The 15,266-nt window shown below is 69.1% G+C and carries 15 protein-coding genes; 9 read left to right on the top strand and 6 right to left on the bottom strand.

Annotated features, from left to right (window positions below):
* Nucleotide 1 precedes the first annotated feature (1 nt).
* On the bottom strand, nt 2-1,528 hold the full coding sequence (locus G6N53_RS21580) for a leucyl aminopeptidase (RefSeq protein WP_163891901.1): 1,527 nt from the start codon (nt 1,526-1,528) through the stop codon (nt 2-4).
* Nucleotides 1,529-1,569: 41 nt separating this feature from the next.
* Between G6N53_RS21580 and gcvT the strand changes: the two genes are divergently transcribed.
* Nucleotides 1,570-2,667, top strand: coding sequence for a glycine cleavage system aminomethyltransferase GcvT (gene gcvT / locus G6N53_RS21575; RefSeq protein WP_205390429.1), 1,098 nt, complete (start codon nt 1,570-1,572; stop codon nt 2,665-2,667).
* Nucleotides 2,668-2,699: 32 nt separating this feature from the next.
* Complete coding sequence (locus tag G6N53_RS21570; RefSeq protein ID WP_163891895.1) at nt 2,700-3,803, top strand: branched-chain amino acid aminotransferase; 1,104 nt, start codon at nt 2,700-2,702, stop codon at nt 3,801-3,803.
* Here the strand turns inward: G6N53_RS21570 and G6N53_RS21565 are convergent, their stop codons facing one another.
* From G6N53_RS21565 to G6N53_RS21555, 3 genes are read right to left on the bottom strand one after another with little or no spacing between them, the layout of a single operon-like run.
* Nucleotides 3,804-4,538 carry an adenosylcobinamide-GDP ribazoletransferase gene (locus G6N53_RS21565; RefSeq protein ID WP_163891892.1) on the bottom strand — a complete coding sequence of 245 codons (735 nt, stop codon included), beginning with the start codon at nt 4,536-4,538 and terminating at the stop codon, nt 3,804-3,806.
* A complete protein-coding gene (gene cobT, locus G6N53_RS21560; protein WP_163891889.1) occupies nt 4,535-5,575 on the bottom strand; it encodes a nicotinate-nucleotide--dimethylbenzimidazole phosphoribosyltransferase in 1,041 nt (346 codons plus the stop codon). Before cobT ends, G6N53_RS21565 begins: the two co-directional genes overlap by 4 nt.
* Nucleotides 5,572-6,252: a DUF3043 domain-containing protein gene (locus G6N53_RS21555; protein WP_163891886.1), complete on the bottom strand. Its 681-nt coding sequence runs from the start codon at nt 6,250-6,252 to the stop codon at nt 5,572-5,574. Before G6N53_RS21555 ends, cobT begins: the two co-directional genes overlap by 4 nt.
* A gap of 84 nt (nt 6,253-6,336) precedes the next feature.
* On the opposite strand from G6N53_RS21555, the gene G6N53_RS21550 reads away from it, so the two are divergent.
* Together G6N53_RS21550 and G6N53_RS21545 are read left to right on the top strand one after the other, a co-directional pair.
* Nucleotides 6,337-7,410 carry a glycerate kinase family protein gene (locus G6N53_RS21550; protein WP_163891883.1) on the top strand — a complete coding sequence of 358 codons (1,074 nt, stop codon included), beginning with the start codon at nt 6,337-6,339 and terminating at the stop codon, nt 7,408-7,410.
* A gap of 136 nt (nt 7,411-7,546) precedes the next feature.
* Complete coding sequence (locus tag G6N53_RS21545) at nt 7,547-7,921, top strand: HesB/IscA family protein (RefSeq protein WP_163891880.1); 375 nt, start codon at nt 7,547-7,549, stop codon at nt 7,919-7,921.
* A 24-nt stretch (nt 7,922-7,945) separates the two neighbouring features.
* Here the strand turns inward: G6N53_RS21545 and G6N53_RS21540 are convergent, their stop codons facing one another.
* On the bottom strand, nt 7,946-8,647 hold the full coding sequence (locus G6N53_RS21540) for an Rv0361 family membrane protein (protein ID WP_163891877.1): 702 nt from the start codon (nt 8,645-8,647) through the stop codon (nt 7,946-7,948).
* Nucleotides 8,648-8,898: 251 nt separating this feature from the next.
* Between G6N53_RS21540 and G6N53_RS21535 the strand changes: the two genes are divergently transcribed.
* On the top strand, nt 8,899-9,873 hold the full coding sequence (locus tag G6N53_RS21535; RefSeq protein WP_163891874.1) for a carbohydrate kinase family protein: 975 nt from the start codon (nt 8,899-8,901) through the stop codon (nt 9,871-9,873).
* Between the two features lie 4 nt (nt 9,874-9,877).
* On the opposite strand, the gene asnB is transcribed toward G6N53_RS21535, so the two are convergent.
* On the bottom strand, nt 9,878-11,809 hold the full coding sequence (gene asnB, locus G6N53_RS21530; RefSeq protein WP_163891871.1) for an asparagine synthase (glutamine-hydrolyzing): 1,932 nt from the start codon (nt 11,807-11,809) through the stop codon (nt 9,878-9,880).
* A gap of 170 nt (nt 11,810-11,979) precedes the next feature.
* Between asnB and ctaC the strand changes: the two genes are divergently transcribed.
* The 4 genes from ctaC (at nt 11,980) to G6N53_RS21510 (ending at nt 15,233) form a co-directional block, all read left to right on the top strand.
* The gene (ctaC, locus tag G6N53_RS21525; protein WP_163891868.1) at nt 11,980-13,035 is read left to right on the top strand and encodes an aa3-type cytochrome oxidase subunit II; all 1,056 of its coding nucleotides are present in this window, start codon (nt 11,980-11,982) and stop codon (nt 13,033-13,035) included.
* An 8-nt stretch (nt 13,036-13,043) separates the two neighbouring features.
* On the top strand, nt 13,044-13,463 hold the full coding sequence (locus G6N53_RS21520; protein WP_163891865.1) for a cytochrome c oxidase subunit 4: 420 nt from the start codon (nt 13,044-13,046) through the stop codon (nt 13,461-13,463).
* A 182-nt stretch (nt 13,464-13,645) separates the two neighbouring features.
* The gene (locus tag G6N53_RS21515; RefSeq protein ID WP_163891862.1) at nt 13,646-14,554 is read left to right on the top strand and encodes an MmpS family transport accessory protein; all 909 of its coding nucleotides are present in this window, start codon (nt 13,646-13,648) and stop codon (nt 14,552-14,554) included.
* 16 nt (nt 14,555-14,570) lie between these two features.
* Entirely contained in the window at nt 14,571-15,233 is a 663-nt protein-coding gene (locus G6N53_RS21510; RefSeq protein WP_163891859.1) for a DUF2561 family protein, read from the top strand.
* Nucleotides 15,234-15,266 lie beyond the last annotated feature (33 nt).

The raw sequence follows: 15,266 nt of genomic DNA, 5'->3' as shown, positions 1-15,266 counted from the left end.
CTCAGCCGTTCTCGCAGATGTCCTCGAGGACCGCGAACATGGTCCGTGTCGGCACCCCGGTGCCGCCCTTGGGTGTGTAACCCCACGGGCCGCTGGAGTTGTATGCAGGGGCCGCGATGTCGATGTGCGCCCATTGGACCCCGTCGGCGACGAATTCCCGCAGGTAGGTGCCCGCCACCAACATCCCGGCGTAGCGCGAGCCGCTGACGTTGGCCAGGTCGGCGACCGTCGACTTCAGGTCGTCCTTGAGTTCTTCGGGAAGCGGCATCGCCCAGCCGTTCTCGCCGACCCCCTGGGAGATCTCGGCGACGCGGTCGCGGAACTCCTCGCTGCCCATCACCCCAGGGGTGCGAGCCCCCAACGCCACGGTCTGTGCGCCCGTCAGCGTCGAGGTTTCGATGAGATAGTCCGGTCCGTCCTCACACGCCCGCACGATCGCGTCCGCCAGCACCAGCCGGCCCTCGGCGTCGGTGTTGAGCACCTCGACGGTGATGCCGCCGTACTGGGTCAACACGTCGCCGGGGCGCTGCGCAGTGGCCGAGGGCATGTTCTCGGCCATCGGTACGGTGGCGATCACGTCGATCGGCAGCTGCTGCCGAGCTGCCAGCACCACGGTCGCGATGACGGCCGCCGCGCCTCCCATGTCGGAGGTCATGTGGTGCATGTTGGCGGCCGGCTTGATCGAGATGCCGCCGGTGTCGAAGGTGATGCCCTTGCCGACCAACGCGACCTTCTTCGGCTTCTTGCCCTTCCCGCCCTTGTGCGTGAGCCGCACCAGCCGCGGTGGTCGCGACGACCCCTTGCCGACCCCGACGACCCCGCCGTAGCCGTCCTTGGCGAGGGTCTTCTCGTCGAGCACCTCGACCTCCAGTCCGGACGCCTCGCCCAAAGCCTTTGCCCGCTTGGCGAATTCGGCAGGAAAGAGGTGGCTGGGCGGGGTGTTCACGAAATCCCGCGCGGTCGCGACAGCGGTCGCGATCGCCTCCGCCCGGGCGGCTGTCTCCTTGGTCGCCGACTTCGTGTCCGGGGCCAGCGCGGTGATCTTGCGCAACCCCGGATCCTTCGGTGCGGACTTCGCGCTACGGAACTCGGTGAACCGGTAGGCGCCCAGGATCAGACCTTCGACCGCCGCCTCGAGGTCCAGGTCCGACAGCGTGGTGAAGACGGTCTCCACACCGGTCAGTGAGCGTGCCGCCACCCCGGCCGCCCGGCGGATCGTCTCAGCCGACCAGCTTTCCCGGTCCTTGCCCAAGCCCACGGCCAGCACACTGCTCACCGGCAGCGACGGTGCCACCACCCTGGTGACCTGCTCGGAGCTGCCCTTGGCGCCCAGCGCCTCGAGCGCCACCTCGATCTCGCCGACGGCCTCGGCGTCGAGGTACGGGTTGGCGAGAACCCGGGCCTTCGCGTCGTCGTCGGAACCGGCGGCGACGACGGGCACGATCAGGACCGACGAATCGACTCTGCGCTTGGGCAGGGCGGTCGCGACAGTGACGGAAGGGGGCTGGTAACCGGCTGGAGTGCTCACGGGGGTTCACCCTATCCACTGGGCTACTAGTGTGGTTCGGCGTGAGTGACAACCTGCTGGCCGGCCCTCTGGAGAACCGTCATCGCGAGCTCGGCGCGAGCTTCGCCGAGTTCGGCGGCTGGCTGATGCCGGTGTCCTACGCCGGCACGGTCGCTGAGCACACCGCCACTCGCACCGCGGTGGGCTTGTTCGACGTCAGCCACCTCGGGAAAGCCCTGGTGAAGGGCCCGGGCGCGGCCGAGTTCGTCAACTCCGCGTTCACCAACGACCTGCGCCGCATCGGCCCGGGCAAGGCCCAGTACACCCTGTGCTGCACCGACTCGGGCGGCGTGATCGACGATCTGATCGCCTACTACGTCTCCGACGACGAGATCTTCCTGGTTCCCAACGCCGCCAACACCGCAGCCGTCGTCACCGCGCTGCTCGAGCGTGCCCCGGATGGCCTGACGATCACCGACGAGCACCGCTCGCGCGCCGTGCTGGCGGTACAGGGACCCAAGTCCGCGGAAGTCGTGGGCGGCCTGGGTCTGCCCACCGACATGGACTACATGGGCTACACCGACGCGGTGTTCGGCGGCGTGGACGTCCGGGTGTGCCGCACCGGCTACACCGGTGAGCACGGCTACGAGCTGCTGCCGCTGTGGGATCAGGCGGCGGTGGTGTTCGACGCGTTGGTCGAGGCCGTCACCGCAGCCGGCGGCCAGCCCGCCGGCCTCGGCGCGCGCGACACACTGCGCACCGAGATGGGCTATCCGCTTCACGGCCACGAGTTGTCGCTGGACATCTCACCGCTGCAGGCGCGCTGCGGCTGGGCCGTCGGATGGAAAAAGGATGCGTTCTGGGGCCGCGACGCGCTGCTCGCGGAGAAGGAGGCCGGCCCGCGACGCACGCTTCGCGGCCTGCGGGCCCTCGGGCGCGGTGTGCTGCGCGGGGACCTCGCCGTGCTCGACGGGGACACACCCATCGGCGTCACCACATCGGGAACCTTTTCTCCGACACTGAAAGTCGGTATCGCTCTCGCCCTGATCGACACCTCGGCCGGCATCGACGACGGCCAACGGGTCGCCGTAGACGTGCGCGGACGCATGATCGAATGCGAAGTGGTCAAGCCGCCGTTCGTCGATACCCGGACCCGCTAAAACCGCTGGCCCCCGGTTATACAATCGCTTTCATGACTGAAGGCCTCGAGTTCACCGTCGATCGCAACGCGAATCCGGCGAGCGACGAGGTACGTGCCGAGATCCTGGCCAACCCGGGTTTCGGGAAGTTCCACACCGATCACATGGTGTCGGTCGCCTACAGCGCCGACCGGGGGTGGCACGACCCGCAGGTGCTCCCGTACGGACCCATCTCGCTGGACCCGTCGGCGATCGTGCTGCACTACGCGCAGGAGGTGTTCGAGGGGCTGAAGGCCTACCGCTGGGCCGATGGGTCCATCGTCTCCTTCCGGCCCGAAGCCAACGCCGCCCGGTTGCGTAGGTCGGCACGCCGGCTGGCCATCCCCGAGCTGCCGGAGGAGCTGTTCATCGAGTCGCTGCGGCAGTTGATCGCCGTCGACGCATCCTGGGTGCCGCCCGCCGGCGGGGAGGAGTCGCTGTACCTGCGGCCGTTCATCTTCGCCACCGAACCCGGACTGGGGGTCCGGCCGGCCAATGAATACCGCTACCTGGTGATCGGCTCACCTGCGGGCGCCTACTTCCCGCGGGGTATCAAGCCGGTCAGCGTGTGGTTGTCCACCGAGTACGTGCGGGCCAGCCCCGGCGGCACCGGTGCGGCGAAGTTCGGCGGAAACTACGCCGCCTCGCTGCTGGCGCAGGCCGAAGCCGCCGAGCAGGGTTGTGACCAGGTGGTGTGGCTGGACGCGACCGAACGCCGCTACGTCGAAGAGATGGGCGGCATGAACCTGTTCTTCGTGTTCGGCAGTGGCGGCACCGCCCGGCTGGTCACCCCGGAGCTGTCCGGTTCGCTGTTGCCCGGTATCACCCGGGACTCGTTGCTGCAGTTGGCAACCGACGCAGGCTTCGCGGTCGAGGAACGCAAGATCGACGTCGACGAGTGGCAGAAGAAGGCCGCGGCCGGTGAGATCACCGAGGTGTTCGCGTGCGGTACCGCTGCCGTCATCACCCCGGTGTCGCACGTCAAGCACACCGAAGGCGAGTTCGCGATCGCCGACGGTGAGCCCGGCGAGATCACCATGGCGCTGCGCGACACACTGACCGGTATCCAGCGGGGCACCTTCGCCGACACCCACGGGTGGATGGCCACGCTCTCGTAGCTAGGAGCCGATCGCCAAGCCGACGGCGGCAACCGTCGTCGTCACCTCCACAGCGGCACCCAGCACGTCGCCGGTGATACCGCCGAACCTGCGCACACAGTGCGCCACCAGCGCGGCGCTGCACGCCACCGCGACCAGCACAACCAGCGGCCCGTGCCATGGCTGCGCGCCCACCGGGGCTGCCAGACCGGCGATCACGAATACCCACGCGGCGACCACCCACGCCGGCTGGGTGCCCGCGACCTGCCCGCCCAGTGCGCTGCCCTGGGCGGCCGGGACCGAGCGGCGGCACGCGGCCACGGCGGCGACCCGACCTGCCGCGACGGCGACGAGCACCGCCGGCCAGTGGGTCTGGGCGAAGGCCAGGGACTGCACCACGATCGTCACCGTCACCGCCGCGACGCCGAACGGTCCCGCCGCACCGTCGCGCATCACCGCCAGCGCCCGTTCCGGCGGGCCGTAACAACCCAGCGCGTCGGCGGTGTCGGACAGGCCGTCGATGTGCAGACCGCGGGTGGCCACCAGCAGCACCGCCACCGTCAGCGCACCGGCCAGCGCGCTGCCCGCACCGAACGCCTGCGAGCCCACCCACAGCACGGCAGCGGCCAACGCCCCCAGCGCGGCGCCGGCGACCGGCAGCGCGGTCATCACGCCGCGGCCGATGTTCACCCGCTGAGCAGCCGGCGTCGGAAGTACCGTCGCGAACGCGAAAGCGCCTGCGACAGAACTGATCATGCGTCTATTCCGGCTTCCTCGAAGGTCGCCATCGACGCCAGCGTGCCCACTGCTGCGCGCAGCACGGGCAGCGCGACCAGTGCGCCGGTGCCTTCGCCCAACCGCATCCCGAGTTCGACGATGGGATCGAGGTCCAACTCGCGCAGGGCCAGTGAATGTGCGGGCTCGGTCGATCGGTGCCCGGCCTGCCACCACTGCCTGGACCCGGGTGCGAGCCGGTCGGCCGCCAGCGCGGCAGCGGTCACCACGACGCCGTCCAACAGCACCGGGGTGCGCCGGACCGCGGCCTGAGCGCAGAACCCGGTCATCGCCGCCAGGTCGGCACCCGCGCAGATCCGCAGCACCGCAATGGGATCCGCAGAGATGCGCCGTGTCCGGTACAGCGCGTCGCGAACCGCGGACGTCTTACGCGCCCAGCCGGCGTCGTCGATGCCGGTGCCTCGGCCGACGACGGCGACCGGTTCGGTGCCGGTGAGGGCCGCCACCAGGGTGGTCGCCGGAGTGGTGTTCCCGATGCCCATGTCGCCGGCGATCAGCAGATCCGCACCGGCGTCGACCTCCTCATCGGCGATCCGGCGGCCCGCCTCGATCGCCTCCATCACCTCGGTCGGTGTCAGGGCATCCTCGACGGCGATGTTGCCGCTGGCGCGGCGGACCTTGTGGGCACCGATCGCCGGTGACAGCGCGTCGGCCGTGTCCACCGCGATGTCGACGACCCGCACGCCTGCGCCCGCCAGCGCCGCGAGCACGTTCACCGCGGCGCCGCCCGCATCGATGTTCGCCACCATCGCCGCGGTCACCTCGGCCGGGTACGCGGACACGCCGGCAGCGGCGACACCGTGGTCGCCGGCGAAGACCACGACCCGGGCGCGCTCGAACTGCCGCGGGGGACATTCGCCCTGGCACCCGGCCACCCACGCAGCCAGGTCTTCCAGCCGGCCCAGCGAGCCCAGCGGTTTGGTCAACCGGGTCTGCCGCTGCCGGGCAGCGGCCGCAGCGTCTGTGTCGGGTGCGGGTATGGCGGGGAAGTACGTCACACGACGCGGTCGCCGCGCTCGACCTGGGGTCGCGGCGCACGCATCCGACGCAGCTGCGACGCCCGGCTGGACGCGTAGAAGCCCAGCTTCCACCCCGTCTCGGTGTTGTCCGGGAACTTCGCGTCCGCCAGCCGGTTCACCTTCCGGCCCAGGACGAAGCCATCGATCACCATCACCAAGACCAGCACCAGCATCGCGGGTGACAACATCTGCTGCACCTGCACCGACGGCACCGCCAGCATCACGAAGATCAGACCGAGCGCCGAGGGCATGAACAAACCGAGCAGATTGCGCCGGGAATCCACGACGTCACGCACGTACCGCCGCACCTCGCCGCGGTCGCGCGGTAGCAGGTAGGCGTCCTCGCCGGCCATCATCTTCTCGCGGCGATGTGACATCTCCGAACGCCGCTCCGCGCGCTGTGCCTTCTTCTCCTCGCGGGACAACTTCGGCCCGCCCAGTTCCTTGCGGCGACGCCGGGCCTCGGCGGCGGTCAGTGGCGCGGGCGCGACCGGGCCGCGCTTGCGGCTGGCCTCGCTGCGCTTGGGGGTCGGCTTGCCCTTGGGCGCCGTCGTCACCCGCTGGCCGGACGTACCGGCCGGCGTGCCGTCGGAGGCGGCCTTGTCGGTGTCTCCCGACCCCTCGGAGTCGTCTTTCTTGCGGCCCAGCAGTTTCACACTGCCAGGTTACTTCTCGGGCCGCGGATGCGAGCACCCCGTCCCGGGCATGCGGCTCGTCGGCCGAAGCCATAGTCTGCCGTCATGGCGGGCTTGAACGTGCTGATCGCGCCGGACTGCTTCGGCGACAGCCTGACCGCGGTGCAAGCGGCTCAATCCATCGCGCAGGGCTGGCGCAACTCCCGTCCGGAGGACCGGCTCACGCTGGCCCCGCAGTCCGACGGCGGGCCCGGGTTCGTGGAGGTGCTCGCCAGTCGTCTGGGCCAGATGCACACCGAGCGGGTGAGCGGGCCGCTCGACGAGGACGTCGAGGCCCGGTGGGTGCTCGACACTGCGGCGTCGGCACATCCGGTGACCGCTTACATCGAATGCGCGCAGGCATGCGGCCTCGCGCTGCTCGGTGGCCCTCCGACGGTGCGTACCGCGCTCGACGCGCACAGCAGGGGGGTGGGCCAGCTGATCGCCGCCGCCCTGCAGGCCGGTGCCGAACGCATCGTCGTCGGCCTCGGTGGCAGCGGCTGCACCGACGGTGGCCGCGGCATGGTCGAGGCGCTGGGCGGTCTGGGCGCCGCGCGGGCGCTGCTCGACGGTGTCGAGCTGATCGCCGCGACCGACGTCGAACATCCCCTTCTCGGCCCGATGGGCGCCGCTTCGGTGTTCGGACCGCAGAAGGGCGCCGACCCGGACGCCGTCGCGGTGCTCGAGGACCGCCTCAGCCGATGGGCCGAGGAACTGAACGCTGCCGCGGGCCGAAACGTCAGCGACCAGGCGGGCGCCGGCGCTGCCGGCGGCATCGGCGCGGCGCTGATCGCCCTGGGAGGCCGACGTGAGTCCGGAGCGGCGATCATCGCCGAGCACACTGCGCTGCAGGACGATGTCGCCGTCGCCGACCTCGTTATCACCGGGGAGGGACGCTTCGACGACCAGTCATTGCACGGCAAGGTCGTCAGCGCGCTGGCCGGCGGCGCCGGAGCGCGACAGACCCCGGTGCTCGTGCTGGCTGGCCAGGTGACCCTGGACCGGGCCGCACTGCAGGCCGCCGGCATCACCGCTGCGCACTCGGTCACCGACCACGCCGGGTCGGTGCACCGCGCGATCGAGGATGCGGCCAATCAGCTCACCGGCCTGACAACCGCCGTGGCGGCCGCATACTCCTGATGTCCCCGCAGGTGGGGCGCGCGCCTGGTGATAGATGGGGAATACCCGCGGGACAAGGTACCGTTGACACAGTGGAGCTATCCCCCTTGCATGGGGAGGAGGGCCTACACCCACGTACATCCACACAGGAGATTCCATGACTGTTCAGGACGAGTCGGCAGTGCAGGCAGATCAGGCCACCGACGCCCACGGCGTGATCCTGACGGATGCCGCAGCGGCGAAAGCCAAGGCACTGTTGGACCAGGAGGGTCGCGACGACCTGGCGCTGCGCATCGCCGTGCAACCGGGCGGGTGCGCCGGTCTTCGGTACAACCTGTTCTTCGACGACCGCACCCTCGACGGCGATCTGACGGTGGAGTTCGGCGGCATCGCCCTCACCGTGGACCGGATGAGTGCCCCCTACGTGCAGGGCGCCAGCATCGACTTTGTCGACACCATCGAGAAGCAGGGCTTCACGATCGACAACCCGAACGCCGGCGGGTCGTGCGCCTGCGGCGATTCGTTCAACTGATCTCAGCGCCGACGCGGTAGCCGGTCAGTACTGACCGGCTGTCCGCGGCAGGTAGGAACACACCAGGATCTCGTTGTCGAGCGACAACAACTGGGCGATGGCTTGTTCCTCGCCGTCCTGAGGCTGTGAGCCCCTGGCGTTGCGCGCCGGCTCCACGTCCATCGTGAACAGCACCTGAGCCTGCATCGGCGACCACCGCACCATCTTGTCGATCGAGGTCACTTCGGCGACGCTGTACTGCTTGCGGAAGGCTTCACTGGACAGGCTGGCGAGCGCGAGGTCGGCACGGCGTTCCTTGGCGGCGTCGAAGAGCCCGCACAACGTGTGCCGGGCCACGGTCTCGTCGTCGCCGTTGGACAGCGCGTCCAGGTACTCCTGGATGGCGGCCTGCGCCGACGCCTCGGTCAGCTGCCCGCCGGAGCTCTCCTCGGCACGCCCGCCCGTCAGCGTCACCACGGAGAGCACGCCGACGATGACAGCCACCGCCAGCACCGCGACGGCCGCGATGATCCATTTGCGGCGTTTACGGGGCGGATACTGCACCGGTGGCGGCAGCGTGCCCGGATAGGTCGCGTTGAAGCCACCGTCGGGATAGGGCTGGGGCTGCCCCGGAGGGGGTTGGCCGCCCATGGCCGGGTACTGCTGCCCGAACGAGTTCGGATATCCGGGCTGTGACTGCGGCCCGCCCGGTCCAGCGCCGTACTGGGGCGGATACGGACCAGTCATCTACTTGCTCCCGGGAAGGTCGGATTTCGGATGTCGATCAGAGGCTGTGGCCTCTCGCTGCCGTGTTGGTTGCGGCCGGGCAGGCACCTATAGGCAGGTTAGCGCAACCGATCGGGGTACCCGGGGGCTGCGACAGCCCACCACGGGGCCGACAGGGCGGGACTGCCACCGTCGACAGTAGGGTGAACGACGTTCGTCCGTGCGGCTCGTCGGGGCACGCGGAGGGTGAAGACCACGAAGGGTGAAATTGCGTGACCATTGCGGTGACCGGATCGATCGCGACCGATCATTTGATGCGATTCCCGGGGCGGTTCTCCGAACAGCTCCTCGCCGACCATTTGCAGAAGGTGTCGCTGAGCTTCCTCGTGGACGATCTGGTGGTGCACCGCGGCGGCGTCGCGGGCAACATGGCGTTCGCGATGGGCGTGCTGGGCGGTGACCCCCTCCTGGTGGGGGCGGTCGGCAAGGACTTCGACGAGTACCGCGGATGGCTCACCTCCCACGGCGTCAACTGCGACGAGGTGCTGGTGTCCGAGTCGGCCTACACGGCGAGGTTCGTGTGCACCACCGACGAGGACATGGCCCAGATCGCCTCGTTCTATCCGGGAGCGATGTCGGAGGCCCGCAACATCAGGCTCGCCGACATGCTCACCCGCACCAACGCTCCGGATCTGGTCATCATCGGCGCCAACGATCCGGATGCGATGTTCCTCTACACCGAGGAATGCCGGTCACTCGGTCTGGCGTTCGCCGCCGACCCGAGCCAGCAGCTGGCCCGGTTGTCCGGCGAGGAGATCCGCCGGTTGATCGACGGCGCGACCTACCTGTTCACCAACGACTACGAATGGGATCTGCTGCTGCAGAAGTCCGGGTGGTCGGAGGCCGAGGTGATGAAGCAGATCCAGATGCGCATCACCACGCTGGGCGAGAAGGGCGTGGATCTGGTCGGCCGGGACGGCACGTTCATCCACGTCGACGTGGTGCCCGAGACGCACAAGACCGATCCGACCGGTATCGGCGACGCCTTCCGCGCCGGGTTCCTCACCGGCCGCGACGCCGGGTTGTCGCTGGAGCGGGCGGCCCAGCTGGCGTCTCTGGTGGCCACACTCGTGCTCGAGGCGCCGGGGCCGCAGGAGTGGTCCTGGGACCGCGACTCCGCGGTGACGCGGCTGAGCGGCGCCTACGGTGCCGAGGCGGGCCGGGAGATCGCCCAGGCGCTCGCCTGACCGCTCAGAGCTGCACCGGGTAGGCCGGTTCGCTGATCTGCGGGGTGAGGCTCTTCTCGACGAAGATCGCGTGCCACAGCAGGAAGATCAGCACCGTCCACAGTCTGCGACTGTGATCGGTTGTCCCGCGGCGGTGTTCGTCGAGCATCGACCGGACGGCGGCCAGATCGATCAGGTCGCCGGCCGCGGAAGCGCCGATCATCTCGTTGGCCCAGTCCAGCAGCTCGCCGGAGCGCAGCCAGTGCCGGATCGGCACCGGGAAGCCGAGCTTCGGACGGTTGAGGACGTGTGCGGGCACGATGGGCTCCAAGGCCCGCCGCAGCGCGTACTTCGTGGTGGTCCGGGTGATCTTCTGGTCGTACGGCAACCGCGAGGCCACCGCGAACACCTCGGGGTCCAGGAACGGCACCCGCAGTTCCAGGGAATTGGCCATCGTCATCTTGTCGGCTTTGACCAGGATGTCGCCGCGCAACCAGGTGAACAGATCGATGTGCTGCATCCGGGCGACCGGATCCCAGCCCTGCGACCGGGTGTACAGCGGGGCGGTGACGTCGGTGTGGACCCAGTCTTCGCGGAAACGCGGCAGCACCGCCCGCAGTTGTTCGTCGGAGAAGCTGCGCGCATTGCCGTAATAGCGCTCCTCGAGGGTGAGCGAGCCCCGGTGCAGCAGGCTCTTGCCCCGCATGCCTTGGGGCAGGGGGGCGGCCATCTTCCCCACGGACTTGCGAAGGCCCCGCGGTAGGTAGTCGAACGGCTTGAGCGACAACGGTTCCCGATAGATCGTGTAACCGCCGAACAACTCGTCGGCGCCTTCCCCGGAGAGCACGACCTTGACGTGCTTGCGCGCCTCCCGGGCGATGAAGAACAGCGGTACCAGCGCAGGGTCGGCGACGGGTTCGTCGAGATACCAGACGATCTCGGGGAGCGCGGCGACGAATTCGGCCTGACTGACGACCCTGGTGACGTGCCGGGCGCCGATCGCTTCGGCGGAGGCGACGGCGACGTCCACCTCGGAGAACCCTTCGCGTTCGAAGCCGGTGGTGAACGTGATCAGCCTCGGGTTGTGCCGCATCGCCAGCGCGGCGATGGCCGTCGAGTCGATCCCGCCGGACAGGAACGCTCCGACCGTCACATCGGCGCGCATGTGCTTGGCCACCGAGTCCTCGAGCGCGGCGGTGATCTCGTCGTAGCGACTCTGCTCGGTTTTCGCGACAAACGGCACTGCCTCGAAGCGGGGGATGAAGTAGCGGGTCACCTGCGGCCGGCCGCCGGGACGGACCCGCGCATAGCTGCCCGACTCCAGCCGCTGGATGCCCCGGTGCAGCGTCTCGGGCTCGGGCACGTACTGCAGCACCGTGTAGTGCTGGACTGCGCGGTCGTCGATGCCGAGGTCGAGTCCGAGCTGCCCGGCAATCTCGAGGAGGCACTTTTTCTCACTGCCGACCGCAGTGCCGCCGGGTCCGGTGGCCAGGAAGAGCGGCTTGATGCCGAACGGATCGCGCGCGCAGAACAACTCCTGCTCGACGCTGTCCCACAGCGCGAACGCGAACATGCCGCGCAGCCGCGTCAGCGCCTCGGTGCCCCAGTGGTGGTAGGCGGCCAGGATCGCCTCACCGTCGCCGTCGGTACGGAAGACCGCCCCGTGCTCGGACCGCAGGGCCTCACGCAGCTCCAGGTAGTTGTAGATCTCGCCGTTGAACACCAGCACGTAGCGATCGGGCTGGTCTTCCGGGCCCCACCGCAGCGGCTGGTGACTGTGGGCGATGTCGATGATCGACAGCCGGTTGAAGCCGAGTATCACCCGGCCGTCGTGCCAGGTCCCGGGCTCGTCCGGACCCCGGTGGCGCATCAGGGAGGCGGCACCGGACACCGCGTCGACGAGGGTGGGGGAGACCTCCTCGGAGGAATCGGTTACCAGCGCCAGCAGTCCGCACACCGCGCCAGTATGCCTAATCGGGAGGGCGCGCCGGGACCGGCACCGGACACATTCCCCGGTCGCTTCGCTCCACCCCCTGGGGGTGGTCTACGCTGCGTAGTATTCAGTGCAGTCGTCTGACCGCCGGGCGGTCCACCGACTGCCCCGATGACTTTCAAGGAGGCGCCAACGTGTCCGCTCGCGGCCTGAAGTTGGTGGCATTGTCCGTTCTCCTGGGAGGGACGACGGTCCTGCTCAGCGGGTGCAGCTGGTCGGAGGTGCTCGGCCTCGGCTGGCCCAACGGCATCACCCCTGAGGCGCACCTGAACCGCGAACTGTGGATCGGTTCGCTGATCGCCGCACTGGTCGTCGGGGCGATCGTCTACATCCTGTTGTTCTGGACGGTGGTGTTCCACCGCAAGAAGAAGGACGACACGGAGCTGCCGCGGCAGTTCGGCTACAACATGCCGCTCGAGCTGGCGCTCACCGTGACCCCGTTCCTGATCATCTCGGTGCTCTTCTACTTCACGGTCGTCGTGCAGGAGCGGATGCTGCACAAGGAGCCAAACCCCGAGGTCGTGATCGACGTCACCGCCTTCCAGTGGAACTGGAAGTTCGGCTACCAGAAGGTCGACTTCCTCGACGGCACCTACAGCTACGAGGGCGCCCAGGACGAGCGCAAACAGGCCATGGCCGCCGCCCCGGAGGGTAGCGAGGCCGAGGGTGAGGGTGAAGAAGGCCACGGCGGGGGCCAGGTCGGCGCGATCGGCGGAGTCAGCCCGGAGGACCGCACCTACCTCAACTTCAACGAGGTCGAGACGCTGGGCTCGTCCAACGAGATCCCGGTGCTGGTGGTGCCCTCCGGCAAGAGGATCGAGTTCCAGATCGCCTCGTCCGACGTCATCCACGGTTTCTGGGTGCCGGAGTTCCTGTTCAAGCGCGATGTGCTGCCCAACCCGGCGGAGAACAACTCCGACAACATCTTCCAGGTCAGCGAGATCAACCAGACCGGCGCGTTCGTCGGCCGGTGCACGGAGATGTGCGGCACCTACCACTCGATGATGAACTTCGAGCTGCGCGTGGTGGAGCCCAATGACTTCAAGGCCTATCTCGGGCAGCGCATCGCCGGTATGACCAACGCCGAGGCGCTGCAGGCGATCGGCCAGCCGCCGCTGGCGGTCACCACCGAGCCGTTCGACACCCGCCGCGGAGAGCAGGCGCCGCAGATCCCCCAGGCGAGCAGGTAGGACAGCACATGCATATCGAAGCCCGGTTGTTCGAGTTCCTCACCGCGTTCTTCGCGTTGTCTTCGGTCATCTACGCCGTTCTGACAGCGATGTTCGCCCCCGGCGGCGTCGAGTGGGCGGGCACCACCGCGCTCGTGCTGACCACCGGTCTGACGTTGATCATCGGCACGTTCTTCCGGTTCGTCGCGCGTCGTCTCGACACCCGGCCGGAGGACTACGAGGACGCCGAGATCGCCGACGGCGCCGGTGAACTGGGCTTTTATCCGCCGCACAGCTGGTGGCCGATCTTCATCGCGCTGTCGGCATCGATCACCGCGGTCGGGATGGCGATGTGGCTGCCCTGGCTGATCGTCGCCGGCGTCTGCTTCGTGCTGGCCACGGTGTGCGGTCTGGTCTTCGAGTACCACGTGGGACCCGAGAAGCACTGAGCCGCTCTCTCGACGTTGTGGGCTGTGTGTCGGGCAGAAGGTCACAATCCGGGCATGAGTTCGCCCGCCGACCGCGCCGAGGGTCCGATTCGGGTGTCTCCGTTGGGTAGTGTGGCCCAGGCGCCGTGGGCCGTTGACGGCACCACCGGCGGTGGAGTAGCAGTCGACAAGGATAGGCGTAGATGAGCGGGCCGAATCCCCCGGGACGGGACTCTGGCGGTTCGGATCTCCCAGGTGAGGAGCCGGGTAGCCGGCACTCCGCGGACGAATCCACGCAAGAGGCCGCCGGCGCCACGCCGGACGGTGGAGCCCGTTCCGACCCCAACGACACCGGTCAGACCGACCATTACTCGCAGGCGTATTCGGCACCGGAGTCCGAACAGTTCGTCAGCGCCCCCTACCTCCCTGCCGACGCGGCGCTCTACGACTACGACAGCTACGACCCCGCTGTCGACACCGCTGAGCCGCAGCCGCCCCCGCGGTGGCCATGGGTGGTGGGTGTCGTCGCGATCGTCGCGGCGGTCGCGCTGGTGGTCTCGGTGTCGGTTTTGGTGACCCGCACCGACACCGACAATCTGGCCACACCCGAGACGACGACGCGTTCGGCACCGCCGGTGCAGGACGAGTTCACCACGACCACCCCGCCACCTCCGCCGCCACCACCGTCCGAGGAGCCGCCGCCGCCTCCGCCGCCCCCGGAGACCATCACCGTCACCGAGGAGCCGCCGCCTCCGCCGCCACCGGTTGCGGAGCCACCGCCTCCGCCGCCGGTCACCGAGGAGCCACCGCCGCCACCACCGACGACAACCACGCGGGCGGGTCCCCGGCAGGTGACCTACTCCGTCACCGGGACCAAGGCGCCGGGTGACATCATCTCGGTCACCTATATCGACGCGTCCGGCCGCAGTCGCACCCAGCGGAACGTCTACATCCCCTGGTCGCTGACCGTCACCCCGATCTCGCAGTCCGAGGTCGGTTCCGTGCAGGCGTCCAGCCTGTTCCTGGTCAGCAGGCTGAACTGCTCGATCACCACAAGCGACGGCGAAGTGCTGTCGTCGAACACCAACAACGCTGCACAGACCAGTTGTTAGGCAGACCACACCGCTGATGACATACCTCGCTGACACCGCCGACCGTTCGGGACCGGGTCCCGCGCTTGATTTCTCCGCTCTGGACCGAGTCGACCGAATCCTGCTCGGCAGCGCGGCGGCGGCCTGGCTGGCAGCTCTGGGAGCCGGGGTCGCCGCGACGGTGGCGCTGGTGGATCTGTCCCGAAGTGGTGCCACATCCGGCGGCGACTCTGGCACCCCATGGGTGCTCTACACCGTGATCGGTGTCTCCGCGGTGGTGATCATCGCGGCGGTGCCGCTACTGCTGCGGGCGCGTAGTTCCGCACGTGAGGACTCCGCGCCCGAGTCGCGCCCGCAGGCCGACGCACCCTCGCCGCAGACCCCGGCACGCGGCGCAGAGGCGCCGACCGAGAAGTTCCGGGCCCCTGCCACGGTGGAGCCCAGCCGCCCGCTACCCGGGGCACTCGGTGCGGCCTCGGCCACCGCGCCGGCCGTCGACCAGGTGTGGCTCCGGTGCGCTGCCGCCATCGTGGGCGCCATGGGCGTCGCCACGCTGCTGACCGCGGTGTCGACGTATCTGATGGCGGTCGACAGCGACACCGTCGCCTGGGTCTTCTACGGCGTCGCCGGGGTGGTCACGGTGGCCATGGTGGCCATCCCGTGGTATTTCCTGCGCGAACTGCGCGCGCTCCTCGGCTGAGTCGACTCGGCTGTTTCGACCGGCAACACTTCG

This window comes from Mycolicibacterium hippocampi (genome assembly GCF_010723735.1).
In the GTDB taxonomy this organism is placed as follows: Bacteria; Actinomycetota; Actinomycetes; order Mycobacteriales; family Mycobacteriaceae; genus Mycobacterium; species Mycobacterium hippocampi.
The sequence above is the reverse complement of the archived record's forward strand: the minus strand, read 5'-3'. Positions and strand labels throughout refer to the sequence as shown.

What these genes read in the sequence shown, in the direction of transcription:
- G6N53_RS21510 (WP_163891859.1), top strand. Translation starts at nt 14,571, where the DNA reads ATGACATACCTCGCTGACACCGCCGACCGTTCGGGACCGGGTCCCGCG.
- G6N53_RS21545 (WP_163891880.1), top strand. Translation starts at nt 7,547, where the DNA reads ATGACTGTTCAGGACGAGTCGGCAGTGCAGGCAGATCAGGCCACCGAC.
- G6N53_RS21515 (WP_163891862.1), top strand. Translation starts at nt 13,646, where the DNA reads ATGAGCGGGCCGAATCCCCCGGGACGGGACTCTGGCGGTTCGGATCTC.
- G6N53_RS21570 (WP_163891895.1), top strand. Translation starts at nt 2,700, where the DNA reads ATGACTGAAGGCCTCGAGTTCACCGTCGATCGCAACGCGAATCCGGCG.
- G6N53_RS21540 (WP_163891877.1), bottom strand. Translation starts at nt 8,647, where the DNA reads ATGACTGGTCCGTATCCGCCCCAGTACGGCGCTGGACCGGGCGGGCCG.
- G6N53_RS21520 (WP_163891865.1), top strand. Translation starts at nt 13,044, where the DNA reads ATGCATATCGAAGCCCGGTTGTTCGAGTTCCTCACCGCGTTCTTCGCG.
- G6N53_RS21550 (WP_163891883.1), top strand. Translation starts at nt 6,337, where the DNA reads ATGGCGGGCTTGAACGTGCTGATCGCGCCGGACTGCTTCGGCGACAGC.
- G6N53_RS21565 (WP_163891892.1), bottom strand. Translation starts at nt 4,538, where the DNA reads ATGATCAGTTCTGTCGCAGGCGCTTTCGCGTTCGCGACGGTACTTCCG.